Raw genomic sequence first — 25,654 nt, 5'->3', positions numbered from 1 at the left:
ACGCGGCCATCCCTCTTCGGAAATTATTACCAACAAATTAATGGCGACCGCAAGCCGCTAATGACAAACCCGTGTCAGAACCGTGATCCGCGCAATAATTTGGCGTCAAAACGATGGCATCGGAGAGGCACAATAAACTATAGATGTTTGAATGTTGCTTGATGTATATTTTGTCGTCATCGCGCAGCGAAACATCGGGCACATCGTGTCAGGGTTCCGCACCCACTCGGCCATCGGGACGCAGCGCCGCCTCGATCAAAGCAAGCGCTCCGTACGGAGCAAGGGTGAGCGTTTCCGCCTGTGCTGCGGTAACGGGCCTTCCCAACAGATTGCCCTGGACGCCATGGCAACCGGAGGTGGCCAGAAGGGCGAGCTGCTCCAACGTCTCGACCCCCTCGCCGATCGTCGGCACGTTCAGTCCCACGGCCATTTGCACCACCGCGGACAAAACGACTGCAGCCCCTTTGTCCTGCGGCGCGGCCTGCACGAAGGTACGGTCGATCTTAATCCTGTCGAGGCTGAAGCTGCGCAGATGGGCGAGCGACGAGTAGCCCGTGCCGAAATCGTCCATGGCCACGCGAATGCCGTCCTGGCGCAGATCCTCGAGCCCGCAGCGTATCGCTTCGATATCCTCGACGAGCGCGGTCTCGGTCAGTTCCACCTCCAGCCGCGCCGGGTCCAGGCCGGCCATGCGCAAGACCGCCTTGACGGCTTGTGGAAACCCCTGCTGCCGGAACTGGACCGGCGAGACATTGACCGAGACGTGAATTCCCGGTGGCCAGCGGGATGCCTCGGAACAGGCCGTGCGAAGGACCCACAAGCCCACATCGCGGATCAGGCCGGACTTTTCGGCAATAGGAATAAATTCTGAAGGCGATATCGGTCCGCGTACAGGATGGTGCCAGCGGATCAGCGCTTCGAAGCCGAAGAGGGCGCCGTCCGACAGCCGATAGAGCGGCTGATAGACCAAGCTCAAGGCATCGCTGCCGATGGCGGATCGCAGCTCGGATTCGAGCTGCCCGCGCAAGACCGCCGCCTCGCGCATACCATGCTCGTAGCGTTGGGCGCGGCCACGACCCTGCGCCTTCGCCCGGTACAGGGAGATGTCGCAATTCTGGACGAGAGAGGCTCCGTCCCCGGCATCCTGCGTGGACGCGACGCCGATCGTACATCCGATCGAAATCGAATGGTTGGAGATGGAGAAAGTCCGCCCCAGCGTCGAGATGATCGTCTCGGCCAGATCGTCGGCCCAGGCAGGCGGCTGCCCGCCGATGATGACGGCAAACTCGTCGCCCGCAAGGCGCGCCACGAGTTCGCCCCGTTGGCACACCGCGCGCAGGCGGCCCGCCACCTGTTGCAGGATACGATCGCCGGCACCATGCCCAAGCGTGTCATTGACGGACTTGAACCTGTCCAGATCGATCAGAAGGAGGGTTGCCTGCGCGCCGTCGGAATAGATCGTGTCGAGTGCGTGGTGGAAAGATCGCCGGTTGGGCAGTCCGGTCAGCGGATCCTGGAAGGCCAGGCGTTCCACTTCCTTCTGCGCCTGCCGCTCGGCGGTCACGTCGTCATAGGTCAGGACAGCGCCACCCGTGGCGATCGGACGGCAGGCGACGCTCATCACGCGACCATCATTCAGATTGTGTTCCAGATAGGTCGTCTGCGTGCGCGAGAACCATTCGGCATGGTTGGCGATCACCCGTTTCAGGCGTTGTTCGCTCCAGCCCAGATGCGGTCCGAGATTGGCCAGGAAGCGCTGCCAGCGCATGCCGATGACGATGGCATCCGCCGTGATCCCGAAAATCTGCAACAGGCGGTCATTGAACAGAGCGATGCGCCCATCGGGGCCGATCAGGATCAAGCCGTTTGACATATTGGTCAGCGCAGTCGTGATGAGGCCCTTCTGATGGCGCTGCTCTTCCAGCTTGGCCGAGTTGCGTAAGGTTGCCGCCCCAGCCAGGAGCAGGCCTGACACGGCCAGCCCGGTCATAAGCCCGAGCGTTTCCTGCCCGACGCCGACGAGGAGGGTATGGCGGAACTCGAAGTGGCTGCTTGCGACAGCGCCGAAATGAACGACGCAAACCGCCAGAACGATGAGCGCCACGGCGGCTGCGCGCTGGCGCTCGCCGACCAGGCCAAGCGCTGCCGCAAACGGCACGGCGCCAAGAATGGTCATGGCCAGCAACGCGGATGCATCCTGCGTGACGAGGCAGTTCGTCAGGGCGGATACGCCCATGACATGCATCAGCATGATGCCGCAGCCGGCGGCAAAACCTGCAAGGAGTTTGAGGCCGCGCCGGCGGGTGAGCACCGAGGCCGCGGCCGGCGCCCCGATGGCCACGATGCCCACGCCGGCCGAAAGGGCCGTAAGCTGCGGATCGAAGCCGAAGGCGAAATCCGGGCGGAAGCCGAGCGTGGCCACGAAATGCGTGGCCCAGACACCGATCCCGCCAACCAACGCTGCCAGAACAAGCCAACGGTGCCGCCATCCACCGGCAGCCGTCGAGCCGTGATCCATCAGCGCCAGAAGAAGCCAGGCCGTGACCACGCAAACGATGAGCGCGGCGATGACGAGCGGCGCCGCATGATCCCTGCCCAGATGCATCAGCGCTACGATCATGGACGCCCTCGCTCAGACGGACTAGCAATTAGGCCGCGAGCAACATTCGAGAATATGGTTTGCTTGTAATTCTTCCAGAGTCCGGTTCATGCCGGATTCGCTTGGGGGGCCCCTTGCGGCCTTTGCCCGGAATGCCATGCGATCACGCCATGTCCCAGCCAGCCGGCGAGTTCGTCCAGCGTGTCGAAGGTGTGGCGCGGCGGGCGGGTTCCATCGAAGACGGCCTCGATGTTCCAGCGGCCGCACATCTCGGCATGGCTGTTGGATTCCAGACGAACGGCGACGGCGATCAACTTGCCATCGCGGAAGATGAGCAGGCCGTTCTCGTCTTCCATTCCGGTATCGACGTTTACGGGCTGGAAGCTCAGCATGCGACCTGACCATCAATTGGGTGTCTGGACGTGCCTGAATTCGTACCCCACATTGGCACAAACCTGTGAGGGGCGTCCCGCGTGAGCTTGTTAGATAGCCAAATACCCGAATTGCTGTCTCGTAAGTTGCAATCCCTCGCTGCAATCAGCGCCGCGGAAGAGGATACCCTGGCCGCCCTTCCCTGGCGCTACGAGGATTTCGGCCCGCGCCATCAGTTCGTCGGCGTCGGCGACACGCCGACCGCATCCTGCATCGTCGTCAGCGGTTTTGTGGTGCGCGGGCGCTATACGGAAGCGGGCGAGCGGCAGATCTTGGCCGTGCATATTCCCGGGGATCTGCCGGATCTGCAGAGCCTGAACCTGCGCCGGATGGACCACAGCCTGGAGACGATCGGACGCTGCCGGGTCGGCTTCGTCAGCCACAATGCCCTGCGACGGGCCTGCGAACACACCTCGTCGCTCGTCACGGCCTTCTGGCGCGAAACGCTCGTCGATGCGTCCCTGTACCGCGCCGCCATCTTCCGCAATGGGCAGTTGGAGCCGGTCGCGCGGCTCGCCCACTTCCTGTGCGAACTGTACTTCCGCCACAAGGCCGTCGGCCTGGTCGGGCCCAAGGGTTTTCCGTTCCAGATGTCGCAGGAGGTAACCGGCGAAGTGCTGGGGCTGACCGTCGTCAGCGTGAACCGGGCCGCGAAGGCGCTGCGCGCCCAAGGACTACTGGAGACGACGGATCGGCACATCCACGTTCCAGACGTCACGGCCCTGTGCCGTATCGGCCAGTTCGACCGTACGTTCCTGCACCAGGGTGAGCGATAGGCGCGGCTATCGCGCCGCTTCCGCCGGCCAAAGGCTGGCATGCAAGACAGCGAAGCGATCCCGCACCAGCGCATCCTGACCATTGCGTGCCACCGCATCCGCGAGCCGCTCGGCCTGTCGGCGGGCGCTTGGCCGTGCCTGCGGAATGGCATCGGCAATAGCCTTCAGTGTCTTCGTCAAACGGATGGACACCTCCGCCTCGCTCGTCCCTTCGCGCAGGATCGGATCGAATGCATCGCCGACCAGCTCCTCCATGTCCGGGCACGGCATATGGATGCGCCGCAGACGGTCCACAGACGGTACGGTCCGCGTGCCGTCACGCTGCTCCGCAAGCTGCAGGAACACGCGCAGCAGCGCATTCAGCACCTCGATGGCGGTACCGGGATCGTTGGTGGCGGGGGCAAGCGCGCGGCTTGCGATTTCCGAAAGCGCGATCAGGCCGAGTCGCGGATCGTGATCGAAGGTGCGATGCCGCCCGAGCGTCATGGTTCCGATCAGCGCGTCGCGCGTTTCATCCGACACCGCCCCTTCGACATGCATGAGCGGGCGCGCCGGATGCACGAGAGATCCCGGCGCCACGGCCAGATGGACGATCAGCCCGTCGCGTTCGGCAAGCTTGGCCAGGGCCGGCATGTCGATATGGTGGATATAGGCGACGTCGTGCCCGAGCACCGGCTGCGCCCCATCCGGAACTGGAACGGCCGGCAGCGCACCGCGCCACCGGTCCCGGGCAAAATCGGCCATGGCGCGGCAGGCTGCGTCTTCCACGCGGTCGATGACATCCGACATGCGACCGAAGGCGGTAATGTGCACGATCCAGCGCAGAAGCGTCACGACGACGATGGCGACGAGAAGCAGGGTTCCGGCAAAGAGCACCACACGGCCTTCCGCGCCATAGAGCCCCGTCTGCAAGCCGATGATGCCGACGATGGAAAAGACGAAGGCGCCGAGAAAGGTGGACAGCGCATTCTGCGACGCCGGATCCTCGCGGAGCAACTGAGTGGCGCGCGGAGTGGCAAGCTGCGTGGCCGATCCATAGGCCGTCACCATCGCCGTCAGCGAGAAGGTGGTCACGGCCAGCATGCTGGAGGCGAGGATCTGCAGGATGGTTCCAACGGCGTCCTGACCGAGGTCATGATCGACGACGTTGGGGACGAAGCGTCCGGCAACGCCCGACAAGGTGGCTAGGAGCACACCGCACAGGCTGATCAGGACGGCCCGGAACCAGATCTGGCGACGCAGACGCGTCAGTATCCACGACCATCTGCTCATCGTCAGCTCTCCGCTTTCCAAGGATGGGAAACGCGACTGGACATAACCGAACCTTAAGTCACGGCAAGCCTGGCCGCCATAAGGGGTAGATTCGGTGGTTTTGCCATACCCCTTCCGATCCGGGTGCACGCCTTAGTGCGCAAGGAAGCTGCGACGACCTATCGCTTGGGCAGGATAGGTACACCGCATCCTGCATGGTCTAATGCGCGGCGTTCGCCATACGCCAAGAAGACGATGACAGGTCTGGAAACCGACACCGTGCGCCTTATGGATATTCTCGCCTCCCGCAACTGGTCGCGACACGAGGTTGCCATGCGGCTCGACGCCGTTTCCGACGAGGATATGCCGCTGCTCGCCCGCCTGCATGAGGAAGGGCGCGTGCGGCTCGTGGGCATGCCCGGTGAAATGCCCTTCGTGGAAATCCTCAGTGCGCCGCAGCCGGCCGGCAAGCCAAAGAACTGAACCGCCACCAACCCGTCACCCCGGCTCCGCATGTCGGGCCGAAACGGGCATCGCAATCGTGCAGTGGACCCCGTCCGGGGTCAGATCAAAGTCCGTGCGCGCGCCGAGCTGGTAGGGCAAGGCACGTTCGATCAGTTCCCGCCCTTGCCCCTTGCCCTCGGCCATACCGGCCGGCATGCGGACACCGGTTTCCCGCCAATCGATGAACAGCCACGGCTTGGTGTCCTCATCATCCCGGCCAAGCGACCATCGGATGCTCAGCCGGCCGGCCGGCTGGCTCAGAGCCCCGTACTTCAACGCATTGGTCGCAAGTTCGTGCAGGGCCATGGCCAGAACCTGTACGCTCGACGTGCGCAGGCGCACGCCGGGCGGCCCCTCCAAAAGAACCTGATCCGCGCTGCCGTTCATGGCGTCCATTTCTGCGCTCAGGAGCTCATCGAAGGTGACCCGGTCGTTTCCATCGAGCCGCGACAGGAGCGCCTGAACGCGGGCCAAGGCGTTCAGGCGGTCGAAGAAGCGTAGGCGAAAATGGTTCAGATCGGTGCTGGAGCGCAGGGTCTTGTCGGACATGGCCCGAATGACGCCCAGGAGATTATGCGTACGGTGCTGCAGTTCGGCGACGAGCATCTTCTGGCGATCCTCCCATTTGCGCCGCTCCGTCGTTTCGATCATGGCGCCGATCATGCGCAGCGGCGTGCCATCCGCCCCGTAGAAGAAGCGGCCGCGCCCATAGAGCCAGTGGACCGATCCATCGCCGTGCACCACGCGGAACTCGCGGACATACTCGCGCCGCTCCCGCATGGCCTCCTGCAGCGCCGCTTCCGTCGCGGCGCGGTCCTGCGGGTGGATCCGGGCGGCCCAGGCGTCGTAGCTGGGCGAAATCTCGTCGACGTCGTAGCCTTCCAATCGGAAATGCTCGTCGGACCAGTGCAGCCTGCCGGTTTCGATATTCCAGTCCCACAGGCCGAGCTTGCCGACGTCGAGCGCCGTGCGCAGCCACTTCTCGCTTTCGCGCAAGGCCTCTTCGCTGCGCGCGCGCTCGATCGCCGCCCAACTGCGCTCGGCAACATCCTCACAGAGCTGGATTTCAAGCGGCGTGAAGGCGTGCGCCTGCGCATGATTGACGCCCAGAAAGGCAACGAGGCGCCCGTCCTTGACCAGCGGCACGTTCATGGACGCCCCGATCCCCGCGGCAAGCAGCGCCTGCCGCTCGTCGGGGCTCAGGGCCGGATCACGGGCGATGTCGGGCTGAACGATGACCTCTCCGCGCTTCAGTCTTTGAAGGAGGCTCGCACCGAAGCCGTCATACTCGAAACGCCCGGTGAGTTCCGGAGCGCCCCTTACATAATTGCGGGTTACGGTGTAGCTGCGCTGGTCCGGCTCGTGTTCGGCAAAGGCGACGCGGCAGGCCCCGACTTCTTCCCCCAGGACCGTCGCCGCCGCCAGCCGGATATGCTGCGCATCGCTCAACGGTCGCAGCGCGTCGCTCAGCTTGAGCAGGAAGGCCTGGCGCTTCTGGTTGTCGCGCAGGCTGACCGCCGCCGCTTCGCGTTCGCGCTCCGCAAGAACGGCCTGCGTCGTTTCGATGACCGTACAGAAGATACCGGAGACGCGGGCTTCCTCATCCCGCACCGGAATAAGATGGACGTTCCACCAGGCTTCGGTCGCCTGCGTGCCGCTGCGGGTGACCGGCAGTGCGATATCGCGCAGGACGACGACCTCGCCCCGGCGCACACGCGCATAGATCGGCCGCATTGCGGTTTCCGTCTCCGGGAAGCACTCGAACGAAGCCTGCCCCAATGCGTGCCGATCCTTCCCGCCCATAAGGCGGCGCCATTCGTCATTATAGATCTGCGTGAGTTCCGGCCCCCAGAGCAGGATCGAAGCGACCTGCCCCATCAAGGTCGTGTCGACGGCATGGCGCAGGCTGGGCGGCCAGGATTCGATCGGCCCGAGCGGCGTGCGCGACCAGTCGAGGGCGCGTATGCGGGCCGCCATGACGTCGTCTGCGTTGGGCCAGCGCATCGGTCCCTCCTCACTGCAAACCCGACTCATCCCACCGGCGGTGTCACGGCAGATAAGCCCAATGCTTCCAAAGAAAAGGATAGGGTCGGCCCGTCCTGGCGATCATCACCTTTCCGATCAACCCCCGGGCGGTGTAGGATGGGGCCGCCAAAACCAATGGGCACAAGGCAGGACCGGGCCGCGATGGCACAGATCATCTCCGATGCCACGCCGCCAAGCGCGATCACGATCCCGGCGATCGGGCTTGAGCTTTATGTGCGGATCAGCCCGGACGCTACGAAGGGTGCCCTGTCCGTCATCGAAACGGTGAACGCACCGGGCTTCGGCCCACCGCTGCATCGCCACCCGGAGACCGAGATCTTCCGTGTCATCGAGGGCACCTATCTCTATGAAGTCGACGGCCGGCGTTTCGAGGCGACCGCCGGCGACGTGGTGCTGATCCCGGGCGGTGCGGCACACTGCTTCCTGAACATCGGTAATACACCTGCGCGGCAGTTCATCATCATACAGCCCGCCCTGGACGCGGCCGCCTTCTTCACCGGGCTTGGCGCGCTGATGGCGCAGGGCCGTCCCGATGTCGAAACGCTCAACGCCTTCGGCACGCTCTGGTCGGTGGAGTTCCTAGGCCCACCGACCCGAGCCTGACGCATCAACGCATAAAGATATCCTTATGTATCCTTGACACTCTGGCGCCGGTACAGCAAGCTGGCAGGGCTTAAGGTTCTTCAGCCGTTGCCTGCGACGCGCCGGAGCTAAGAGGGAAGCCGGTGGTCCGCATCTTGCGGAGAGTCCGGCGCTGCCCCCGCAACTGTCAGCGGTGAGCCCCCATCCAACATGTCACTGGGGTTGTCCTGGGAAGACGGATGAGAGGCTTAGACCCGCAAGCCAGGAGACCTGCCTTTCGCGAAGTAACGACCACGGGCGGGGTGTCCCGGTGTGCCGTAGCGGAAGGCCGCCCGTGGCGTGGCCCGTCTTGCTATGCGTCCGCAGACCCATGCCCCCAACGCAAAGGGGCTATACGCATGTCTCAGACAGTTGCATTCACCATCACCAGCTTTCCCTTCGACGAGGACTACACCCCATCCGAGCGGACACGGATCACCACCAATTTCGCAAACCTTGCCAGAGGCGCGGAGCGCCAGGCGAATCTGCGAAACACGCTGCGCATGATCAACAGCCGCTTCAACGCTATGGCCGCGTGGGACAATCCCGGCAGCGATCGCTACTCGATCCAACTGGATGTCATCTCCGTCGGAATCGAGGTTCCCGGACGGCATTGCGCGGAGGCGCTTCCCTTCCTGGAAATGCTTGAGACGCGGATCATCGACCAGGTATCGGGCAGGAGCCTGGATGGCATTGTCGGCAATAATTTCTCGTCCTACCTGCGTGACTACGATTTCTCGATCGTCCTGCCCGAGCACAACCGGGACAAGCCCTCCTTCAGTTTCCCGGGCGATTTCGGGGACCTGCACGGAAGGTTGTTCAAATCCTTCGTTTCCTCAACGGCATACCGGTCCCGATTCCGGAAGCCGCCCGTCATCTGCATCAGCGCATCCACGAGCCGGACATACCGGCGGACGGCAAACCATCATCCGATCATGGGCGTGGAGTACCTGCAGGACGACCCGTCACCGACCGATCGATATTTCGCAAAGATGGGATTGCAGGCTCGCTTTTTCATGCCAGCTGGCAGCGCCGCGCCGCTTGCCTTTTACGTGCGCGACGATCTCCTCGCCGACTATTCCAATCTCGAACTCCTGGGCACGATCAGCACGATGGAGACGTTTCAGCGCATCTACCGGCCGGAAATCTACAATGCCAATTCTGCCGCCGGCTCCGTGTATCGGCCGAGCCTCAGCCATGAGGACTACTCGCTGACACGCATCGTCTACGACCGGGAGGAACGCAGCCGGTTGGCCGTGGAACAAGGCAGGTTCGCTGAGGACCATATCCTGGAACCCTACAGAGCCGCGCTCAAAGAATGGTCCGACAGCCGCGCCGCCTGATTGCCTTAAAATCCAAGGATACACCCAATGATCAAACGTCTTCCCACATCGACGGCGGGCAGCCTGCCGAAGCCATCCTGGCTGGCCGAGCCGGAAACACTCTGGTCCCCTTGGAAACTGGGCGGCGCGGAACTGGTCCAAGGCAAACAGGATGCCCTCCGCTTGTCCCTTGCCGATCAGGAGCGTGCCGGGATCGACATTGTGAGCGACGGCGAACAGACCCGCCAGCATTTCGTGACGACCTTTATCGAGCATCTCGACGGCGTCGATCTGCAAAGGAAGCAAACCGTGCGAATCCGCAATCGATACGATGCGCGGGTGCCAACCGTGGTCGGCGACGTATCGCGGCCGGGGCCGGTCTTCGTAGAGGATGCCAGGTTCCTGCGCCAGCATACCGAACAGCCGATCAAGTGGGCCCTGCCCGGCCCGATGACGATGATCGATACCCTCTTCGATGCCCATTACAAAAGCCGCGAGGCACTGGCCTGGCGGTTTGCCGAACTCCTGAACGAAGAGGCTAAGGAACTCGAGGCGGCCGGCGTCGACATCATCCAGTTCGACGAACCGGCCTTCAACGTCTTCTTCGACGAGGTCAACGATTGGGGCGTCGCTGCCCTGGAGCGGGCCGCGCAAGGCCTCTCCTGCGAGACGGCCGTCCATATCTGCTACGGCTACGGCATCAAGGCCAATACGGATTGGAAGAGCACGCTCGGATCGGAATGGCGGCACTATGAGAAGACATTCCCCAGGCTGCAAAAATCGCGCATCGACTTGATCTCGCTGGAATGTCACAACTCTCACGTTCCGATGGATCTGATCGAGCTGATCCGCGGCAAGAAGGTGATGGTCGGCGCCATCGACGTCGCCTCCCATGTCGTCGAAACGCCGGAGGACGTTGCTGCAACGCTGCGAAAGGCCCTGCAGTTCGTGGATGCCGACAAGCTGCACCCCTGCACCAACTGCGGCATGGCGCCCCTGCCCCGGCCAATCGCCAACGCCAAGCTCCGGGCCCTCAGCACCGGGGCCGAGATCGTCCGGCGGGAATTGTCGGCCTGATGCCGGCTTGATCGGCTGTGAACCGGCTTTTTGCGTTTAAGCCGGGGCGACCAGATGCTCCGTTGATTATCCCGCGATTTGGCGTTGGCAAAGCAGACGGATCGAGGTCAACATTACCTCCTCGAGCCCCCTTCGATGATGGCGGGGACTTGGGGCTCGTCACGCCTTCTTGGAAACACTTGTCCGATGGTCTTCATTCTGGGTGCTACGCGATGAACGGTGAGAACATGCATCCCGGCGTCGTGCCGTCGGATGAGCTTTGCCCGGCGTCTGCCGGGCCGTCGCGGCGCAGCCTGCTCCTTGGCGTGGGGGCACTGTCGGCAGGGCTCATCACCGCCGGCGCAGCCAAGGCTGACACCACAACGGTGCCCATCTCCGCCCCGAACACTCCGCCGTTTCGCCTCGAAGCGGGTACGCAAGTGTCTGCGAAGCGGCTCGATGACGCGGTCGCAAAAGCCTTCCCGCTTTTTAATGCAGGGCCGGTTCTTCCCGACTTCGATCCGGCTACGCAGGGTGCACAGCGCGACGTGCAACTCTATCGGATCGTGACGACCACGACGGTGCCAGAAACCGGCGAAGTGCTGGAGGTAACCGGGCTGCTTGCCCTTCCCGTAGACAGCGTCGGCCCGCTGCCGGTCGTTTCATGGCAGCATGGCACGATCCTGTCCTTCGATCAGGTTCCTTCCAACCTGACCCTGATGGCCGACAAGACCTATGAGCTTTCCGACGCAGCGGACTCGCTCGAAACCCTCTTCAACGTTCAGCGTTTTGCTGCGCGTGGGTTTGCCGTGATCGCAGCCGACTATGTCGGCAAGGGGCCACTGCGCAACGGGCGGGGCGAGGCCTACATCGTCAAGGGCGTCACCACGCAGACATGCACGGACGTGCTCAATGCCGGGCTGGCGGCCCTTTCGCAAGTAGGCGTCGCCCCCGGCAAACTCTTTCTCCATGGATGGTCCCAAGGGGCGATCAACACGCTGTGGCTGCACCAGTCCCTTCGCAGCCGTGGCGTGGCCATCGAGGCCAGTGCCGTCGCCAGCCCGTTCAACGATCCGATTCAGTCGTTTCGCTTCTGGACCGGCCGTGACACCTTCGCGCTTCCCGAAGGCACGACCAGCTATCCGCCCCCGCCGTCGTGGATTGCGTTCTGCATCATCATCCTCCTCGGCAGCTTCGAACTCCAATACGGGCTCGACGGGCTGATCGAAGCGGCGGTGCGACCGCAGTACAGATCGCTCGCACGAAAATACTGGACCGACTACTCGCTGCAATTTGCGCCCGGCACGCCGATCCCGACCAATTCGGATCTGCTCGTCGACGGGTTCATGGAGCGCTTCACCGACGAACGAAACAGCGCCTTCATCCGGCACCTTGCGGGCGGCGTCGCATCCTACTGGAACTACGATAGCCCCATCCACTTCCACTTCGGCCTCGCCGATGAGGCGATCCATCCCGAAATGGTGGCCCGAGCCCTCTCGGCCGGCGGCGAACTGGCCATTCCCGTGCCGATCGCCAATGCCAGCCACCGGGCAACATTCCTCGCCGGCCTGTATGGAGATAAGGACACACTCGGCGGCAACAAGAATGCGTCGGACTGGTTCAGTGCGCTGGTGAAAGCCGGTCGGTAGGAGGCTGTAGAGCAGGCGGGTGACCCGGCGCCTGCAAAGATCAGTCCACAGAAGGGGCGCGTCAGACGCCCGCGCCATCGATGAACAGGCGCCATCGCTAGCCGACCGAAAATTCCAGGGTTGAAAGCTCGTTGTGGCGTCCACAGTGTATCGGGTCGCAGCGTAACATCGGCGGCTTTTACCTCCGCCGGCGGACTGCCGTTTTGGCTGGGAGATCGCAGTATGAAGGGCAACCGGCTGTGTTTGGCGGAAGGGGTGGGATTCGAACCCACGGTACGGTCTCCCGCACGGCGGTTTTCAAGACCGCTGCCTTAAACCACTCGGCCACCCTTCCAGCGCTTGTAATCGTTAGCTTTTTCGGCTTCCAAGCCAATCTATTTTGGGCTGTTGCTACCGAATTGCTACCGAACGCCTTACGAGGCGGTCTTTACCGCTTTGCGGATCGCAGCGTCAACCTGCTCTGCAGCGTCTGCTCCCATGCCCGGCATGACGTGGCTGTAGATGTCCAGGGTGATCGCAATCGTGCTGTGGCCCAACCTCTCCTGCGCGACCTTGGGATGGATGCCGGCGGCCAGCATCTGCGTGGCGTGGCTATGGCGCAGGTCATGGAAGCGGATACGGGGCAAGGCGGTCTTTGCCAAAATCCGCGTCCATTCATGGGTCAGCGAGTTCGGTTGGAGCGGCTTCCCGTCGATCTGCGCCACCACGAACGAATTGTCGTCCGGACGAATGCCGAGCTGCAGCTGTTCCTCCGCCTGTGCGACGCGGTGCTTGCGCAGTTCCTCGACGGTTGAAGCGGACAGATCGATCACGCGGCCACGCCCCGACTTGGTTTCCTTCCGCCTGACTTCTCCCTTTGTCTGCTCCGCAGTTTCGACCACGGCAAGCCGCCGGCCCTCCAGGTCGACGTTCGCCCAGCGCATCGCCACGATCTCGCCCCGCCGCAGCCCGCACATGACCGCCAGCAACACTGGCACGTAGATGCGCGTCCCCCGGACCGCGTCCAAGAGCTGCGCTGTCGTTGCCGCGCCGTACGCGCTCATCGCCTTCCGCTCGACCTTCGGCGGCTTGGACAAGGCGGCCGGGTTCTTTGCGATCATCTCCCACACGACCGCCTGGTTGAGAGCTTTGATCAGCACTCGCCGCATATGGTGAACGGTGCGCGGCGCCAATCCCCCCTTCCCGTCCCTGCGACCCGTTGCGAGGGCTTTGGTCCACGCGGCGTCGATTTCGCCTGTCTTGAGCTTGGCCAGGGTGGTCGATCCGATCAGCGGCACGATGTTCTTGCGGGCGATCTCGGCGTAGCGCTCCAGCGTTTTGGGCGACACGCTGGACGCCTCATGCTCGATCCACCGGTCGAGAAATTGGGCAAGCGTGGTCTTCGTCGGCTCCGTGTAGCCGCCGTGCTTCAGCTGCGTGATAAGCCGCGCACATTCCGACTGCGCCTCGCGCTTTGTTCCTCGGAAGCTATGCCATTTGCGTCTGCGCCTACCATTTTCTGGATCTGGCACGTCGAGGATGATTGCCCAATGACCCGGAGAGCGTTCGCGGATGGAGCCTTTCATTTCTGATTTTCTCCGCCCATTTCGTCGCGCAACTTCTGCTTCTCAGTTGCCCAGAAAGCATCCTGTTCAGGTTCGCTGAGCTTTTGATAAGCGGCTCGCTGCCCCACACTCATCCGCTGGAACACTAGTGAGAACAGGTAATTGTCCTCACGCTCATCCATTCTTTTGTAAATATTCTCAAGAGTAGCGGCGACATCTTCGAGGTTCTTTTTCGACCGCGCTGTTGCTTCGTTCAGGTCCTTAGCGTCAGCTAGGGGCGCAATCCCGTTGTGGATGCCGACAATCATGTTGCGGACGATCTTGGACAGATCGCTTATGGTCTCCGCATATGAAGCGAGGTTGGTGACCGAGGCATCAATCGCGCCGTCGTCGTCACCATTATCCTGCAGCCACTCCTCCCAATCGGCAGCATACCGGTAGTTGTCGTATGTAGCGTCCGTCAATTTCTCCGACGCATCCACCGCCACATCGATCACCTCATCGACGAGCAAGCCGATCTTGCAGAGGCGCCGAACTGCCTCGCTGCGCGATTGAATGCGATTAGCAAAACGCCAGTCCTCAATCTCCCGCAGCTCGTCGTCACCAATCTTCAGTTGTAGCCGTTGGGTATCCCCATCGCTCAGCTTCGGTCGCGCCATCAGATCGCCCCCAGGTTTCGTGATAAAGTTAGCACGAAACGTTTGCTATCGTCCCAAAAGGTGGTAACGTCAGCACGTTACTAACACAAAGGGACAGAAGATGACCATACAGGAAGCGTTGGAGCGGGCGACCATTTCGGTGCCGGACGCAGGGAAAGTTTTTTACGGTCTGGAACGAAACGGTGCCTACGAGGCAGCACGTCGCGGCGATATCCCGACGATCAAAATCGGGCGGCGCATGGTCGTTCCAGTCTCTCAAGTCGCACAGCAGCTTGGCCTGAGAACTGCCTTCGGTATCGCCGCATGATCTGGCTGACCCACATCCGCTATCGGATCTGGGTTTGGCGGTTTCGACGAAGGCTCAGGAAAGATCAGCGGCAGGCAGGATCAATCATCCGCCGTCAGCAAGACAGGAGGACGATCCTGTGAACGTCTTCCGGAAAAAGAAAGGCCCGGTAGAGGCGGCAACCTCTCCGGACCCGATTTCAAACCCAACCCAGTCAAAGTCGAGGTATGAACATGCCCGTAAATAGCACTACTGTGGATAAAGTTGCAACAGGAACGAAACGGAAACCTGGGCGCAAGCGTCGGGAAACCGCGGCTGGCCGGCGCCGCCGTGCCGAGGTCGAGGCCCATATCGAGGCGCTTATCCAGCTGCTGGACGACCTCGACGGCGATTGTGACCTGGAAGACGGCGCTGACATCGAGAACGATGGCTACGATGAGCGCGAGGGCGACAGCTCCGACGACGAGCCGGAAATTGGCTGGACGAATGAAGGCCAGCGCATGGGCCAGACCTTCGACACCGACCGGGAACTGGACCCTGCCGAAGATGGCATAGGCGATGAAGAAGCCTTGCACGAGGTGCACGAGCAGCTGGCGGTCTACCAGCACTTTCAGTCCAAGGATGACCGAGGGCATCAGCAGGCAGTCTGTGAAAACGTTGCGGCAGAAGCCCGGTCTAAAGCTCGATCGAAGAAAGGTAACGCAAGCGCAAACTTTGCGCCCGCGTTCTCCGAACCCTTCAGCTTCGGCTTGTCGGTCGCGACCCGTATGGGAGGCCGGCCATGAGAAGCTTCCAGGAGCGCGAGCAGGATATCTATGACGGGCAGTGCCTCGCCCTAATCATCAACGACTACCTCTGTCAGGATACGCTGGACAAAGACCGGCACAACGCTGTCTGCCTTCTGACCGGCAAGCTCCATTCGATCATGGACCGCATCGCGAAGTCCTACGAGGAAGCCTTCTACGACAAGGGAGGCCGCGCATGACCCGCGTCCCTCCCGTCCCCTTGTTCATCCGTGCCGTTCTGGTCGCACCGCTCCTGCTGATCGTGGGGCTCTGCATGGTCGCTATCGAGTGGATCACCCCGGAGATCGCCGAATGACGGACAAGCTCAGCAACACACAGGTTCAGAAGGCAGCCCTTTGGCTTGCCGCGCAGAAGGAGGCGCCGCACCCCGTGGTGCCCGCCATCCGGCAGAAGTTCAAACTCAGCGCCGTGGATGCCGTTGTGGCAATCCGCGAGGCGCAGCTCATCCGCGGGAGGTCCCATTGACCAATCTCGACGATGAAGACCTGTCCGAGCTGGAACGCCGCATGCGGGCCAAGCTGTTCGCCGTATCAAGTCGCCGAATTGGCCACTCGGTTTTGAGCGAGGATGACCAGCGCATTGCTAGGCGCCTGATCGGTGCCGACAACGCCGCCAGGATCGCCAACGCAAAGGAGGGGCGGCGCGTCCGCCTCGCCCCGGTCATCACCACCGTCGAATACTACTGGGTCCGCACTGGCGACCTACGCCCCGACGAGTGGCGTATTGATGTGAAGGTCAATCATCGCCGTGAGGAACAGTTTCAAGGGATCGATCCGGACGAGTTAGAGGGCCGGCTGGCAGAATATCGCCGCAGGAACATTGCGCCCAAGCTCATCCTACTGGAGGGGCAACAGAATAGAGGGGCAAAGGCCCGATGAGCAGGAAAAGCAAGGCAGTCAAGGAAGCCTGGGACGCGGCCCCTAATCAGCCCTTCGTTTCGGTGCTGAAACCGACGATGCAGGAGCCGGCATGGAAGGCGCTGTCCTACGGGGCGAGGTGCCTCTACATCGTGGTCAAGAGCTACTACAACGGTAGGAACAACGGTCGCATCTATCTCGGCGTCCGCCGCGCCGCGGCTGATATGGGCGCGTCCAGATCATCTACCGAGGTATGGTTTCGGGAGTTGCAGGAACATGGCTTCCTGCGCATCACCCAAGCCGCCCATCTCGGAATTGATGGAAACGCCATGGCGACGTTCTGGCGTTTGACCGAGCTGGGATACATGGGCGAGCAGCCGACGCGAGACTATCGTGGCTGGACGCCACCCCCGACCAAGAAAAAAACCCCGCACCGAAAATCGGGACAGACCGTCACGGAAATCGGGACAGGGTGCACCGAAAATCGGGACAGGTGTCATGAAAATCGGGACGGTTTTGACCCGAAATCGAGCCTCAATTGTCCCGATAATCGGTGCATAAGTAATTTACCATCTGGGGTGGGCGGTCGGGAGGATGTTTCTGATGCAGCCTGATCTATTCCAGCCAACCGTCATCGTCATCCCGTTCCCGGCTCGAATGCGGGTCGGCCATATACGGCGCACGGCGGATCGCATCGTCAACAGTCGGACGGATCGGGAAGCCGCCCATTACTGGAAGCGGGCTGTCGAAGGCCTATGGCGGCAGATGGAAAAGGCCGGCGTGCCGGAAAACCGTATCGAAGTTGAGGTTAACGCTTTTGCCTGTTGCGTGCAGGCGGAAGTCACCCGGATCTCCATGGCTGGGACTGGAGGGGCAGCATGACGGAACTGAAGCTCAAGACCGACACGAGGCAGGCCAACTGGCGGCGGGCGAACCCCGACCGCTATCTGTCCCACGTCGCAGTCCAGAAGGCTCTGACGCAGGGCAAGCTGGTCAAGGGTCCATGCGAGGTATGCGGCAGCCGGATCGTCGATGCGCACCATGACGACTATTCCAAGCCGCTCACCGTCCGATGGCTATGTCGGCGGCATCATTCCCGCCTCCATGCTGGCGGGGAAGACATGTTCTGCGAGAAAGGACAGGCACATGAGCACCGTTGAAACCAACCGGAAACAGGATCGGATTATCTGGACCTTGGGCGGTATAGCAAAACGGATCGGCGTCGGGCCTGACTTCGTCCGGGACACTTTGGCTAAGCAGCCAGGAACGCCTGTGAAGGAGATGGGCGGTCGATACTATGCCTTCGAGGCGGACCTATTGGAATTCTTACGGGGGCGAAGGTGACGATCCATGCCAAGATCTACCCGACCGTGAGCCACAAAGTCGGAACGGGCTGCTTCAATCAACCGATACTCCGCATCCCTCATATCGAAGGCCGTAGGATGATTGCCGTCGTCTACACGAGCAAGAGCTTGGACAAGTTCCTTCATCTTCGAGGCCATCTCGTTAGGCAGCACCAGCATGGCGACTGACTGTACCTCCTCCAGCTTTCGGCGCGCAGACCAGTACGAATTCCTAAGGTCACTGTCTGTGGTACCTCTTGGCCCTCGCCCGGTCATTTCCTGATCTTCCCACTCAGCCAGAACGTTCATCAAGGTGCCAAGCGCAGATACGATGTCCGAATAGGCGCTCAATTGTCGTTCCCAGTGCTTCTCAGCTTTGTATCTTTCAAGGGCCCACTGCACCGCGCGCCACGCGACGAATAAGGCAAAACCGGCCTGCAAGAGCAGCTTCACTAACTCGAAGACTACGTCACTATATTGCATCTGCGCCAATCACCCCTTAAACCCATGAAATCCTTGGTTAAACCACGATACGCGCGGGAATGATGACTCCATATTGGTTGTCATGCGCTGGCCACTCTTCTATCACCCTGAACCAGTAGAAACGAAAGCCCCCTCTGGCACTTCCGTGCCGGCGGATTGGCTTTTCGAGTTGTTTGGTGGCGGTGCCGTTACGGATTATGCCGTGACCGGCCGACAAGCCCTCGAAGTTCCCGCCGTCGCTTCCGCAATATCCCTCATCTCCGGCTCGATCGCCTCCCTGGGCCTGATGGTCGAGCGACGTGGAAGCGACGGCTGGGTGTCGGCAGACGATCATCCTGTTGCGCAGCTCCTGGCCGATGCTCCGAACGACTGGAGCGACACCTACTCCCTGATCCGCGACCTCGTTACTTCCGCGCTGACACAGAACGAGGGTGGGCTTGCCTGGGTGAACAAGCGTGACGGCTCTCCGGTCGAGATCGTCCACTACGCGCAAGGGTCATTCACGGTCGACTATTCGAGCGATGGCCGGCAGGAGCCAACCTACAAAATCGGCAACCGGGAAGTGTCCCTTGGCGAGGTGATCCACCTTCGCGGCCCCTTCACACGTTGCCCCCTGTCCCTCGCATCAGGCGCTATCGGCGTAGCCGCCAAGCTGGAACGCCATGTCGGCAGTCTGTTCGCCCGCGGTGCCCGTCCTTCCGGCATCCTGAAGTTTCCTGGCAAGCTCGGAGCCGATACAGCGCCACGCATCAAGGCGAGCTGGGAAGCCGCTCATGGTGGTGCCGGTAACTCCGGTCGAACGGCAGTTCTCGAAGAGAATGGCGACTGGACCCCTCTGGCCTTCAATAGCGTGGACAGTGAAACCATTGCTACGTGGCAGTTTGCCATTCTGGAGATCGGCCGCCACTTCCGAGTGCCGCCCAGCGCGCTCTACGATTTCGAGCGCCAGACTTGGGCGAACATGGAGTCGGCGCAGAAGGAATGGCTTGCGGGACTGGAGTTCTGGCTTCGCCCCTTGGAGGGGGCTATGCGCCGGGCGCTTTTCACCGCGGAGGAACGTGGAAGCCACCGCATCCGCTTCGACCGCGACGACTTCACCGCCGTCGACCTGACCGCCCGCGCCACTGCCATCAACGGACTGATCGCCTCGCGTGTCCTGAACCCGAACGAGGGTCGCGACTGGCTTGGCCTGCCGCCTCGGTTCGGCGGCGACACATACGATAACCCGCACATCAATCCGAACGGCGCCGGCACACCACCCGTCGAGGGAAACGCCTGATGGATCGCCTTGATATCCAGACCAAGCAGCTTGCCGTCGACGAGGATGGGACGATCGAGGGCATCGCCTGGCCGTATGCCACCCCGGACCGGGCCGGTGACATCATCCGCAAAGGTGCGCTTCGCCTGCCGGTGACAGAGCTTCCGATGCTTCGCAACCACGACACCGACGCCTTGATCGGCCTATGGACCTCGATCGAAGAGCGTGACGATGGGCTGCACGTGAAGGGCCGATTGGACCTCAAGTCCATGCAGGCACGCGGCGTGCGTTCGCAGATCCTGACCGGCCGCCTCAATGGCCTGTCCATCGGCTTTCGCGACCGTGGCTCCACCCGTAGCGGACGCAACCGCATCCTTTCCGCAATCGAGCTCGTCGAGGTCTCGATCGTCCGTGAGCCTTCGCACCCGGATGCACGGATCACCCACTCCAAATCCTTCGACGCGGCCCAAGGCATCGCCGAGGCCATCAACCGCGCCTCCCAGGCGATGAAAGGACTACGCACATGACCCGCCACATGCCTCCTGTTGAGTTCAAGGGCGACGATGGAGATCCCGTCGAGATCGTCACGAAAAGCCTCGAAGATCTGCAGAAGACCGTCGATGAGCGGCTGAAGGAAGTCGAGACAAAGTCCGACACCGCCAAGCTCGATGAGCGGCTGAGGAAGCTCGAGACGAAGGCCAATCGCCCTGCTGGCGACGGTCCCGTCAAGCAGGACGAGGAGATCGAGAAGAAGGCCCTGGCAAGCTTCCTCCGCTCCGGCATCCACGCCCTCGACGAGGTCGAGAAGAAGGCGCTGAACATGGGCTCCAATCCGGCGGGCGGCTATGTCGTCGCCCCGGAATTTTCGACCCGCATCCTTCAGGGCATCAGCGAACAGTCGCCGATGCGCACGATCGCCAACATCATGTCGATCGGCACGACCGAGGTGGTGATCCCGAAGCTGGCGTCTAACGTTCAGCCGGGCTGGGTGACGGAGACCGGCCCGCGCCCGGTCTCGGAGCCGACCTTCGATCAGCAGACGATCAAGGTTCACGAGCAGGCGGTGATCGTCCCGGTCTCGCAGCAGCTCCTCGAAGACAGCTTCGTCGACCTAGAGGCCTTCCTGCGAAACCACATCGCCCGCGAGTTTGCCAAGATGGAGGCCGCAGCCTTCGTCAATGGCGATGGGAACGGCAAGCCGCTGGGCTTCCTTGCAGATGCTGCCGAATATCAGGCGGTGGATGTCGAAGCTGACGGCTCGAATTTCGTAGATGCCCTAATGGCGCTCTTCTACGCACTGCCGACCGAGTATGCGCGGCGCGCCTCCTGGGTGCTGAACCGCAAGACCCTCGCCAGCATCCGCGGGCTGAAGGACACGAACGGCGCGTTCATCTGGCAGCCCGGTCTTACCGAGGGAGCACCGGCTTCCCTCCTTGGTCGGCCCGTCGTCGAGATGGTCGATATGCCGGACCTCGCCACCGGCAGCTTCCCGGTTGCCTTCGGTGACTTCCAGACTGGCTACCAGATCGTCGATCGCATCGGCATCCAGACCATGCGTGACGACTACACGGGGGCAGACAATGGCATCGTCAAGATCCGCGCCCGCCGCCGGGTCGGTGGAGCAGCGGTCATGCCGGAAGCCATCGCAGTCCTGCGCGGTGTCGCCTGATGGCCCGCAAACCTGCGAAGACCACGGACCAGTCCGTCGACGCATTCGTGACGGAGCTGCGGAGAACCAAGGGTGGTGTGACCGTGACGGAAGAAGGTGGCGCAACTTTCGTCCGCACCCGTGATGGCGATGTCCACCGCTTCGATCACGCTGCCGAGCCCATCGACGAAGCCTGACAAAGCGCTGGCGCCTCCGGGCGCCGGCTACCTGCCGTAGCGAAGGACACGCATAATGTCGCTTTCCCTTGTCACCGCACCCCGTGGCCTGCCTGTCGACCTCGACGAGGTGAAGGCCCACCTGCGCGTGACAGGGTTTGCCGAAGACGAACTGATCGAACGTCTCATGAAGACGGCCACCCAGCGCCTCGATGGCCCCTACGGTAAGATCGGTCGATGCCTCCTGACGCAGACATGGGCCTACACAACGGATCGTGTGTCGAGGGAAATCGAAATCCCCTTGGCCCCGGTTTCCGCCGTATCATCCATAACCGGCTTGATCCCAGCGGATTACACGGTGCATCGCCTCCGCGACTTGGATGGCACCGTCATCCGGCCCGCGTCGACCGGCTCCTGGTATCTAAACCATGCTGGCGAACGCGTCGTCACATTTGTGGCTGGCTTCGGCGAAGCCCCCGACGATGTGCCCGAGCCAATCCGCACCGCCATCACCATGCACGTCGCGCATCTCTATGAACACCGGGAGAGCGTCACCGCCTCGGCTATCTCGCTATCAGAAACCCCGCAGGCCTACGAGGACCTGATCGCTCCCTACCGTAAGTGGAGCTTCTGACCATGCGCGCCGGAGACCTCGACAGGCAGATCGTCATAGAGCGGGAGCAGATCACCGGAGACGACGGATATGGAAACGAGATCCGTGGATGGGCTCCCGTCGCAACCGTATGGGCGAACGTCAAGCAGGAGAGTGGCCGGGAGTTCTTCGCGCAGTCCGCAGTCCAGAACGAGCGCCGCGTCGTGTTTCGCATTCGCTGGCTTGAGGTGAAGACCGACGACCGCGTGATGTACGAAGGCCGGGAGCACAACATCCACGATGTGCGAGAGTTGGGCCGGCGCGAAGGTATCGAACTCCATACAGCGGCGAGGGTCTGACTATGCCTTGGTCCGCTCCCAAGCTCTGCCCCGCTGGTCATCCACCGTACCGCGGTCGAGGCTGCCCAGCCTGTGCATCCCGCAATGCTGCCGAAGCCGATGCTCGCAGGCCCTCCGCACGTGCCCGTGGTTACAACAGCAAGTGGGAACGAGAGAGCAAGGCTTTCCTCGCCCGTCCAGAGAACAGGCAATGCGCTTGCGGATGTGGACGAGCGGCTGACGTGGTCGATCACGTGAAGGCTCACAAAGGCGATCAGTCGCTCTTTTGGTCGCGATCAAACTGGCAGCCGATGGCGCGAGGCTGCAACAGTCGAAAAGCAGTCCGTGAAGAAGGTGGCTTCGGACGACGCCCCACAGGACCGGGGGTGGTCGCGGACTTTCGTCAGTCGCCGCAGGACCGCCCTCCCCCAATTGCGCGAGATCGGGAAGAATTCAGTTTTTCATCTGGAGGTGCCAGCAAATGAGAGGCACCAAACCCCGTCTCGTCATCGACAATACGGCCATTGATCGGACGCCAGCAGCGCCTTCTCACCTGACTGCAGACGCCAAAAAAGAATGGAAGCGGGTCATGCCGGCTCTCGTTAAGCGCCGCATCCTGACGACGGCTGATCTCGGAAGCGTCGAGAACTATTGCATCTGCACCGGTCGTGTTCGTGAGATCGAGCGGCTTATCCAAGCCGAGGAAATCACGCCAGCGCTGTTCCGCATGCAGAACGCGGCCATGCAGACTGCCCGCCAGCTTGCATCTGAACTGGGCCTGACGCCAGTCAGCCGCTCCCGTCCCTCTATGCGAGAGGAGGGAGAAGACGATGAGCTTGCCGACCTGGATCTTTGACGGCTCAGAGATCGACGACCCCTTCGGTTATGGCCAGCGTGCCGTCGATTTTCTTCGTATTTTGCGTCACCCAAAAAGCCGCCTGGCTGGGCGAGCATTCGAGCTGCCGGAATGGCAGGAGCGGATTGTCAGGCGCATCTACGGGCCATGCCATTCGAACGGTCGGCGGATCGTACGCAACGTCATCATCCTTTTGCCCCGTGGAAACCGGAAGACCTCGCTGGGGGCGGCACTTGGTCTCCTCCACACTATCGGTCCAGAGCGTCTGAATGGTGGTCAGGCGAACATTGCCGCCGCTGATCGTAAGCAGGCTCGCATTGCTTACGAGGAAGCGGTCGGCATCGTCCGGGCCGATAAACGCATTGCCTCGAAGATGGGCTTCCAGAGCTACAAAAACCGGCTCTCGCATCCGAAGTCGGGAGCGGTGCTTGAAGCCCTATCGGCGGATGCTGGAACACAGCACGGGCGCACCCCGACCTTCGCACTGGTTGACGAGTTGCACGCCTGGAAGAAACGCGAGCTGTGGGATGTCATCCGAACTGGCCTCGTGAAAGTGCCGGGCTCGCTCCTTGTCGTCATTACCACGGCAGGACGCGGCCAGGAGAACATCGCATTCGACACGATCGACTATGCCCGCAAGGTAGCGCGCGGGGAGATCGACGACCCCGCGACACTGCCGATCCTATTCGAGACGCCTGCTGACGCCAATTGGCGCGACGAGGAAGTGTGGCACCGCGTTAATCCCGGACTTGCGAACGGCTTCCCGGATATCGAAGGCCTCCGCCAACTTGCCCGTGAGGCTGAGAACAAGCCTGCAGATCGCGAAGCTTTCCGCCAGCTGCACTTGAATGTCTGGCTCGATCACTCTGCCGATCCATTCGTCGAGATGGCGATCTACGACGAGGGCGCGGAGGCGATCGACGAAGCCGATCTTGAGAATGAGCCGTGTTGGATCGCAGTCGACGCCTCATTGACCACGGATCTCACTGCTATCGTGGCGAGCTTTCCAGATGGCGACGACAGCCACCGCGTCATGGCCTGGTTCTTTGTGCCGGAGGAAAACCTTCGTGCCCGCGCCGATCGTGATGGTGTTCCATATCCCCGCTGGGCAGAAGAGGGGCGCATCATTCCAACGCCCGGCAACGTCATCGACTATCGCGCTGTCGAGCAATTCATCCGCGAATTGTGCGTCCGGTTCGAGGTTCGGGAAATAGCCTTCGATCCAGCCTATGCCCGACAGATCAGCGTACCGCTCGCTGAGGATGGCTATCCGGTCGTCGAGATGCGCCAGGGGTGGCGGACTATGGCGCCGGCAATTGCTGAGCTGGAGCGCGTCATTATTGGTCGGCGCTTCCGGCATGACGGCAACCCGGTCCTGCGGTGGTGCTTCGACAACGTCGCGGTCGAGATCGACAAGGCCGGCAACAAGAGCTTCCACAAGGGCAAGAGCAAGGATCGGATTGACGGCGCAGTTGCTGCCGCGATGGCAGTAGCTCGCGCCACAGAGGGTGACAGTGGCAGAAGCGTTTACGCTGATGCTGATGCGCGCCCAGAAGGGCTGCTGGTGTTCTGATGCTTCAGTTGACTCCCGAAACCATGAGGTACCTCCGTAACTTCCAAATCAAGCTGGAGGAGAAAGAGCAAGCGAAGGCCATTCGCCGAGCTGCCGAGCAAAAGCGCGCACTTGGCGAGAGGAAGACCGCGGCAATGGTCGAGACGATCATTCCAATCCTTCGCATCGGTCAGCCGACCATGTTCCAGTTCGAGGGCACATGCCGGTATGCGGTACGGGTATTGCTGATCTCCCGGGGCTTCACATGGGCTGACGCTGATGCCAACGCCCTTGAAGTAGTTCGTATCGCACTGGGGAAAATTGGTGCCAAAAGGCCTTCGTGGCTCCAAGGGCAGCCGGAATACCGCGAGCCTGATCCGACATCGTGGCGTCATCGCCATTGCGCCGGATGCGGCGGCATCCTCGAAGAGTTCCACCGCGGTACTCATTGCTGCGAGGAATGCGCGAGCATCACGCGCAAACGTGAATGGCAGCGCGACAACCGCGACAAAATGAACGCGCTCGTCAAGGCGTGGTCGCGAGCCAACCCGGAGAAAATCCGAGCGCAGGCTGCACGCTACAAGGCACGGATGGAGGTGCGTCCATGCAAGCACTGTCAGACGCCATTCCAGGGACTGCCCCGTGTCGAGTTTTGCACACCGCGATGCGGGTACGACTGGCGGAGGGCTGAACATGCGCGGAAGAACGAGCAGGCCTGCGGCTACTGCGGCGGTCTCTTCGTCCCCCGACCTCGCAAAGACCGCAAAAGCAAGAGCGCGTTCTGCTCGAAGTCGTGCTTTTTCAGCGCCATACGAAGTGGCGGGAAGTCCATTTTTCAATGCGAGGCAGCCGAATGAGCAACGCGATAGACATTTCTGCGCTCATGGTTGAGCGCCTGTACAAGCCTGACGTTCCCTACCGGATCGTCGAAAGAACAGTAACGGCTATGCGAACTTACGATTGCGATCCACGGCTCTGCATCAGGGAATTAGTAGCCGCG

Annotated in this window: 30 protein-coding genes, 1 tRNA gene and 1 riboswitch; of the genes, 23 read left to right on the top strand and 8 right to left on the bottom strand. The window is 61.9% G+C overall.

Annotated elements, in window-relative coordinates:
* Window positions 1-208: 208 nt before the first annotated feature.
* A complete protein-coding gene (locus AUL30_RS00445; protein ID WP_083507573.1) occupies window positions 209-2,620 on the bottom strand; it encodes an EAL domain-containing protein in 2,412 nt (803 codons plus the stop codon).
* A gap of 86 nt (window positions 2,621-2,706) precedes the next feature.
* The gene (locus AUL30_RS00440) at window positions 2,707-2,991 is read right to left on the bottom strand and encodes a hypothetical protein (protein ID WP_062225713.1); all 285 of its coding nucleotides are present in this window, start codon (window positions 2,989-2,991) and stop codon (window positions 2,707-2,709) included.
* Between the two features lie 126 nt (window positions 2,992-3,117).
* On the opposite strand from AUL30_RS00440, the gene AUL30_RS00435 reads away from it, so the two are divergent.
* Complete coding sequence (locus tag AUL30_RS00435) at window positions 3,118-3,807, top strand: Crp/Fnr family transcriptional regulator (RefSeq protein ID WP_083507572.1); 690 nt, start codon at window positions 3,118-3,120, stop codon at window positions 3,805-3,807.
* A gap of 6 nt (window positions 3,808-3,813) precedes the next feature.
* On the opposite strand, the gene AUL30_RS00430 is transcribed toward AUL30_RS00435, so the two are convergent.
* Complete coding sequence (locus AUL30_RS00430) at window positions 3,814-5,079, bottom strand: DUF2254 domain-containing protein (RefSeq protein WP_083507571.1); 1,266 nt, start codon at window positions 5,077-5,079, stop codon at window positions 3,814-3,816.
* A gap of 234 nt (window positions 5,080-5,313) precedes the next feature.
* Between AUL30_RS00430 and AUL30_RS00425 the strand changes: the two genes are divergently transcribed.
* Window positions 5,314-5,541 carry a hypothetical protein gene (locus AUL30_RS00425; protein WP_157069793.1) on the top strand — a complete coding sequence of 76 codons (228 nt, stop codon included), beginning with the start codon at window positions 5,314-5,316 and terminating at the stop codon, window positions 5,539-5,541.
* 15 nt (window positions 5,542-5,556) lie between these two features.
* Here AUL30_RS00425 and AUL30_RS00420 read toward each other — a convergent pair whose 3' ends face one another.
* Window positions 5,557-7,566 (bottom strand): PAS domain-containing sensor histidine kinase, encoded by a 2,010-nt coding sequence (locus AUL30_RS00420; RefSeq protein WP_062225706.1) that lies wholly within the window; start codon window positions 7,564-7,566, stop codon window positions 5,557-5,559.
* Window positions 7,567-7,749: 183 nt separating this feature from the next.
* Between AUL30_RS00420 and AUL30_RS00415 the strand changes: the two genes are divergently transcribed.
* From AUL30_RS00415 to AUL30_RS00400, 4 genes are all read left to right on the top strand, one after another.
* Window positions 7,750-8,211, top strand: a complete 462-nt coding sequence (locus AUL30_RS00415) for a cupin domain-containing protein (RefSeq protein WP_062226468.1) — start codon at window positions 7,750-7,752, stop codon at window positions 8,209-8,211.
* 56 nt (window positions 8,212-8,267) lie between these two features.
* Window positions 8,268-8,482, top strand: a riboswitch (cobalamin riboswitch).
* A 106-nt stretch (window positions 8,483-8,588) separates the two neighbouring features.
* Entirely contained in the window at window positions 8,589-9,572 is a 984-nt protein-coding gene (locus AUL30_RS00410; RefSeq protein ID WP_062225704.1) for a putative oxygenase MesX, read from the top strand.
* Between the two features lie 27 nt (window positions 9,573-9,599).
* The gene (locus AUL30_RS00405) at window positions 9,600-10,628 is read left to right on the top strand and encodes a methionine synthase (RefSeq protein ID WP_062225702.1); all 1,029 of its coding nucleotides are present in this window, start codon (window positions 9,600-9,602) and stop codon (window positions 10,626-10,628) included.
* Between the two features lie 212 nt (window positions 10,629-10,840).
* The gene (locus AUL30_RS00400; protein ID WP_202814466.1) at window positions 10,841-12,256 is read left to right on the top strand and encodes an alpha/beta hydrolase family protein; all 1,416 of its coding nucleotides are present in this window, start codon (window positions 10,841-10,843) and stop codon (window positions 12,254-12,256) included.
* Window positions 12,257-12,500: 244 nt separating this feature from the next.
* On the opposite strand, the gene AUL30_RS00395 is transcribed toward AUL30_RS00400, so the two are convergent.
* The 3 genes from AUL30_RS00395 to AUL30_RS00385 all read right to left on the bottom strand — a co-directional run bounded on the left by AUL30_RS00395 (window position 12,501) and on the right by AUL30_RS00385 (window position 14,459).
* Window positions 12,501-12,590 (bottom strand) — tRNA-Ser (locus tag AUL30_RS00395).
* Window positions 12,591-12,669: 79 nt separating this feature from the next.
* Entirely contained in the window at window positions 12,670-13,821 is a 1,152-nt protein-coding gene (locus AUL30_RS00390) for a tyrosine-type recombinase/integrase (RefSeq protein WP_062225700.1), read from the bottom strand.
* Window positions 13,818-14,459 (bottom strand): hypothetical protein, encoded by a 642-nt coding sequence (locus AUL30_RS00385; protein WP_062225698.1) that lies wholly within the window; start codon window positions 14,457-14,459, stop codon window positions 13,818-13,820. The genes AUL30_RS00390 and AUL30_RS00385 overlap by 4 nt, the downstream gene beginning before the upstream one ends.
* 100 nt (window positions 14,460-14,559) lie before the next feature.
* Between AUL30_RS00385 and AUL30_RS19610 the strand changes: the two genes are divergently transcribed.
* The 8 genes from AUL30_RS19610 (at window position 14,560) to AUL30_RS00355 (ending at window position 17,568) form a co-directional block, all read left to right on the top strand.
* Window positions 14,560-14,766: a DNA-binding protein gene (locus AUL30_RS19610; RefSeq protein WP_157069791.1), complete on the top strand. Its 207-nt coding sequence runs from the start codon at window positions 14,560-14,562 to the stop codon at window positions 14,764-14,766.
* A gap of 206 nt (window positions 14,767-14,972) precedes the next feature.
* Window positions 14,973-15,530, top strand: coding sequence for a hypothetical protein (locus tag AUL30_RS00380; protein ID WP_062225696.1), 558 nt, complete (start codon window positions 14,973-14,975; stop codon window positions 15,528-15,530).
* Window positions 15,527-15,730, top strand: coding sequence for a hypothetical protein (locus AUL30_RS00375; protein ID WP_062225694.1), 204 nt, complete (start codon window positions 15,527-15,529; stop codon window positions 15,728-15,730). Before AUL30_RS00380 ends, AUL30_RS00375 begins: the two co-directional genes overlap by 4 nt.
* A 112-nt stretch (window positions 15,731-15,842) precedes the next feature.
* Window positions 15,843-16,016 carry a hypothetical protein gene (locus tag AUL30_RS19895; RefSeq protein WP_192842982.1) on the top strand — a complete coding sequence of 58 codons (174 nt, stop codon included), beginning with the start codon at window positions 15,843-15,845 and terminating at the stop codon, window positions 16,014-16,016.
* Window positions 16,013-16,429 (top strand): hypothetical protein, encoded by a 417-nt coding sequence (locus AUL30_RS00370; protein WP_062225692.1) that lies wholly within the window; start codon window positions 16,013-16,015, stop codon window positions 16,427-16,429. The genes AUL30_RS19895 and AUL30_RS00370 overlap by 4 nt, the downstream gene beginning before the upstream one ends.
* Window positions 16,426-17,022 carry a helix-turn-helix domain-containing protein gene (locus AUL30_RS00365; protein WP_062225690.1) on the top strand — a complete coding sequence of 199 codons (597 nt, stop codon included), beginning with the start codon at window positions 16,426-16,428 and terminating at the stop codon, window positions 17,020-17,022. Before AUL30_RS00370 ends, AUL30_RS00365 begins: the two co-directional genes overlap by 4 nt.
* The gene (locus AUL30_RS00360) at window positions 17,012-17,290 is read left to right on the top strand and encodes a DUF6074 family protein (protein WP_062225688.1); all 279 of its coding nucleotides are present in this window, start codon (window positions 17,012-17,014) and stop codon (window positions 17,288-17,290) included. Before AUL30_RS00365 ends, AUL30_RS00360 begins: the two co-directional genes overlap by 11 nt.
* Window positions 17,287-17,568, top strand: a complete 282-nt coding sequence (locus tag AUL30_RS00355; RefSeq protein WP_062225686.1) for a hypothetical protein — start codon at window positions 17,287-17,289, stop codon at window positions 17,566-17,568. Before AUL30_RS00360 ends, AUL30_RS00355 begins: the two co-directional genes overlap by 4 nt.
* Window positions 17,569-17,703: 135 nt before the next feature.
* Here the strand turns inward: AUL30_RS00355 and AUL30_RS00350 are convergent, their stop codons facing one another.
* Window positions 17,704-18,234 carry a hypothetical protein gene (locus tag AUL30_RS00350; RefSeq protein ID WP_062225684.1) on the bottom strand — a complete coding sequence of 177 codons (531 nt, stop codon included), beginning with the start codon at window positions 18,232-18,234 and terminating at the stop codon, window positions 17,704-17,706.
* 82 nt (window positions 18,235-18,316) lie between these two features.
* Here AUL30_RS00350 and AUL30_RS00345 point away from each other — a divergent pair, with 82 nt between their 5' ends.
* The 9 genes from AUL30_RS00345 to AUL30_RS00310 all read left to right on the top strand — a co-directional run bounded on the left by AUL30_RS00345 (window position 18,317) and on the right by AUL30_RS00310 (window position 25,511).
* Window positions 18,317-19,513: a phage portal protein gene (locus tag AUL30_RS00345; protein WP_083507569.1), complete on the top strand. Its 1,197-nt coding sequence runs from the start codon at window positions 18,317-18,319 to the stop codon at window positions 19,511-19,513.
* Complete coding sequence (locus AUL30_RS00340; RefSeq protein WP_062225680.1) at window positions 19,513-20,019, top strand: HK97 family phage prohead protease; 507 nt, start codon at window positions 19,513-19,515, stop codon at window positions 20,017-20,019. The genes AUL30_RS00345 and AUL30_RS00340 overlap by 1 nt, the downstream gene beginning before the upstream one ends.
* Window positions 20,016-21,161: a phage major capsid protein gene (locus AUL30_RS00335; protein WP_062225676.1), complete on the top strand. Its 1,146-nt coding sequence runs from the start codon at window positions 20,016-20,018 to the stop codon at window positions 21,159-21,161. Before AUL30_RS00340 ends, AUL30_RS00335 begins: the two co-directional genes overlap by 4 nt.
* Window positions 21,161-21,337 (top strand): hypothetical protein, encoded by a 177-nt coding sequence (locus AUL30_RS19605; RefSeq protein ID WP_157069788.1) that lies wholly within the window; start codon window positions 21,161-21,163, stop codon window positions 21,335-21,337. The genes AUL30_RS00335 and AUL30_RS19605 overlap by 1 nt, the downstream gene beginning before the upstream one ends.
* 55 nt (window positions 21,338-21,392) lie before the next feature.
* Window positions 21,393-21,950 carry a head-tail connector protein gene (locus tag AUL30_RS00330; protein ID WP_062225670.1) on the top strand — a complete coding sequence of 186 codons (558 nt, stop codon included), beginning with the start codon at window positions 21,393-21,395 and terminating at the stop codon, window positions 21,948-21,950.
* A 2-nt stretch (window positions 21,951-21,952) separates the two neighbouring features.
* Window positions 21,953-22,267: a phage head closure protein gene (locus AUL30_RS00325; RefSeq protein WP_062225661.1), complete on the top strand. Its 315-nt coding sequence runs from the start codon at window positions 21,953-21,955 to the stop codon at window positions 22,265-22,267.
* 460 nt (window positions 22,268-22,727) lie between these two features.
* Window positions 22,728-23,102, top strand: coding sequence for a phage terminase small subunit P27 family (locus AUL30_RS00320; protein ID WP_062225658.1), 375 nt, complete (start codon window positions 22,728-22,730; stop codon window positions 23,100-23,102).
* Window positions 23,077-24,675 (top strand): terminase large subunit, encoded by a 1,599-nt coding sequence (locus AUL30_RS00315; RefSeq protein ID WP_062225654.1) that lies wholly within the window; start codon window positions 23,077-23,079, stop codon window positions 24,673-24,675. Before AUL30_RS00320 ends, AUL30_RS00315 begins: the two co-directional genes overlap by 26 nt.
* Window positions 24,675-25,511, top strand: a complete 837-nt coding sequence (locus AUL30_RS00310; RefSeq protein ID WP_062225652.1) for a hypothetical protein — start codon at window positions 24,675-24,677, stop codon at window positions 25,509-25,511. Before AUL30_RS00315 ends, AUL30_RS00310 begins: the two co-directional genes overlap by 1 nt.
* The last annotated feature ends 143 nt before the right edge of the window (window positions 25,512-25,654 follow it).

The sequence above is a fragment of the Aureimonas frigidaquae genome, from assembly GCF_001463905.1.
Taxonomy (GTDB): domain Bacteria; phylum Pseudomonadota; class Alphaproteobacteria; order Rhizobiales; family Rhizobiaceae; genus Aureimonas; species Aureimonas frigidaquae.
This window is presented reverse-complemented; position numbering and strand designations above follow the sequence as displayed.

Coding starts and splice junctions, on each gene's coding strand:
- AUL30_RS00445 (WP_083507573.1), bottom strand. CDS start 2,620: ATGATCGTAGCGCTGATGCATCTGGGCAGGGATCATGCGGCGCCGCTC.
- AUL30_RS00440 (WP_062225713.1), bottom strand. CDS start 2,991: ATGCTGAGCTTCCAGCCCGTAAACGTCGATACCGGAATGGAAGACGAG.
- AUL30_RS00430 (WP_083507571.1), bottom strand. CDS start 5,079: ATGAGCAGATGGTCGTGGATACTGACGCGTCTGCGTCGCCAGATCTGG.
- AUL30_RS00425 (WP_157069793.1), top strand. CDS start 5,314: ATGACAGGTCTGGAAACCGACACCGTGCGCCTTATGGATATTCTCGCC.
- AUL30_RS00420 (WP_062225706.1), bottom strand. CDS start 7,566: ATGCGCTGGCCCAACGCAGACGACGTCATGGCGGCCCGCATACGCGCC.
- AUL30_RS00415 (WP_062226468.1), top strand. CDS start 7,750: ATGGCACAGATCATCTCCGATGCCACGCCGCCAAGCGCGATCACGATC.
- AUL30_RS00410 (WP_062225704.1), top strand. CDS start 8,589: ATGTCTCAGACAGTTGCATTCACCATCACCAGCTTTCCCTTCGACGAG.
- AUL30_RS00405 (WP_062225702.1), top strand. CDS start 9,600: ATGATCAAACGTCTTCCCACATCGACGGCGGGCAGCCTGCCGAAGCCA.
- AUL30_RS00400 (WP_202814466.1), top strand. CDS start 10,841: ATGAACGGTGAGAACATGCATCCCGGCGTCGTGCCGTCGGATGAGCTT.
- AUL30_RS00390 (WP_062225700.1), bottom strand. CDS start 13,821: ATGAAAGGCTCCATCCGCGAACGCTCTCCGGGTCATTGGGCAATCATC.
- AUL30_RS00385 (WP_062225698.1), bottom strand. CDS start 14,459: ATGGCGCGACCGAAGCTGAGCGATGGGGATACCCAACGGCTACAACTG.
- AUL30_RS19610 (WP_157069791.1), top strand. CDS start 14,560: ATGACCATACAGGAAGCGTTGGAGCGGGCGACCATTTCGGTGCCGGAC.
- AUL30_RS00380 (WP_062225696.1), top strand. CDS start 14,973: ATGAACATGCCCGTAAATAGCACTACTGTGGATAAAGTTGCAACAGGA.
- AUL30_RS00375 (WP_062225694.1), top strand. CDS start 15,527: ATGAGAAGCTTCCAGGAGCGCGAGCAGGATATCTATGACGGGCAGTGC.
- AUL30_RS19895 (WP_192842982.1), top strand. CDS start 15,843: ATGACGGACAAGCTCAGCAACACACAGGTTCAGAAGGCAGCCCTTTGG.
- AUL30_RS00365 (WP_062225690.1), top strand. CDS start 16,426: ATGAGCAGGAAAAGCAAGGCAGTCAAGGAAGCCTGGGACGCGGCCCCT.
- AUL30_RS00360 (WP_062225688.1), top strand. CDS start 17,012: ATGCAGCCTGATCTATTCCAGCCAACCGTCATCGTCATCCCGTTCCCG.
- AUL30_RS00355 (WP_062225686.1), top strand. CDS start 17,287: ATGACGGAACTGAAGCTCAAGACCGACACGAGGCAGGCCAACTGGCGG.
- AUL30_RS00350 (WP_062225684.1), bottom strand. CDS start 18,234: ATGCAATATAGTGACGTAGTCTTCGAGTTAGTGAAGCTGCTCTTGCAG.
- AUL30_RS00345 (WP_083507569.1), top strand. CDS start 18,317: ATGCGCTGGCCACTCTTCTATCACCCTGAACCAGTAGAAACGAAAGCC.
- AUL30_RS00340 (WP_062225680.1), top strand. CDS start 19,513: ATGGATCGCCTTGATATCCAGACCAAGCAGCTTGCCGTCGACGAGGAT.
- AUL30_RS00335 (WP_062225676.1), top strand. CDS start 20,016: ATGACCCGCCACATGCCTCCTGTTGAGTTCAAGGGCGACGATGGAGAT.
- AUL30_RS19605 (WP_157069788.1), top strand. CDS start 21,161: ATGGCCCGCAAACCTGCGAAGACCACGGACCAGTCCGTCGACGCATTC.
- AUL30_RS00330 (WP_062225670.1), top strand. CDS start 21,393: ATGTCGCTTTCCCTTGTCACCGCACCCCGTGGCCTGCCTGTCGACCTC.
- AUL30_RS00325 (WP_062225661.1), top strand. CDS start 21,953: ATGCGCGCCGGAGACCTCGACAGGCAGATCGTCATAGAGCGGGAGCAG.
- AUL30_RS00320 (WP_062225658.1), top strand. CDS start 22,728: ATGAGAGGCACCAAACCCCGTCTCGTCATCGACAATACGGCCATTGAT.
- AUL30_RS00315 (WP_062225654.1), top strand. CDS start 23,077: ATGAGCTTGCCGACCTGGATCTTTGACGGCTCAGAGATCGACGACCCC.
- AUL30_RS00310 (WP_062225652.1), top strand. CDS start 24,675: ATGCTTCAGTTGACTCCCGAAACCATGAGGTACCTCCGTAACTTCCAA.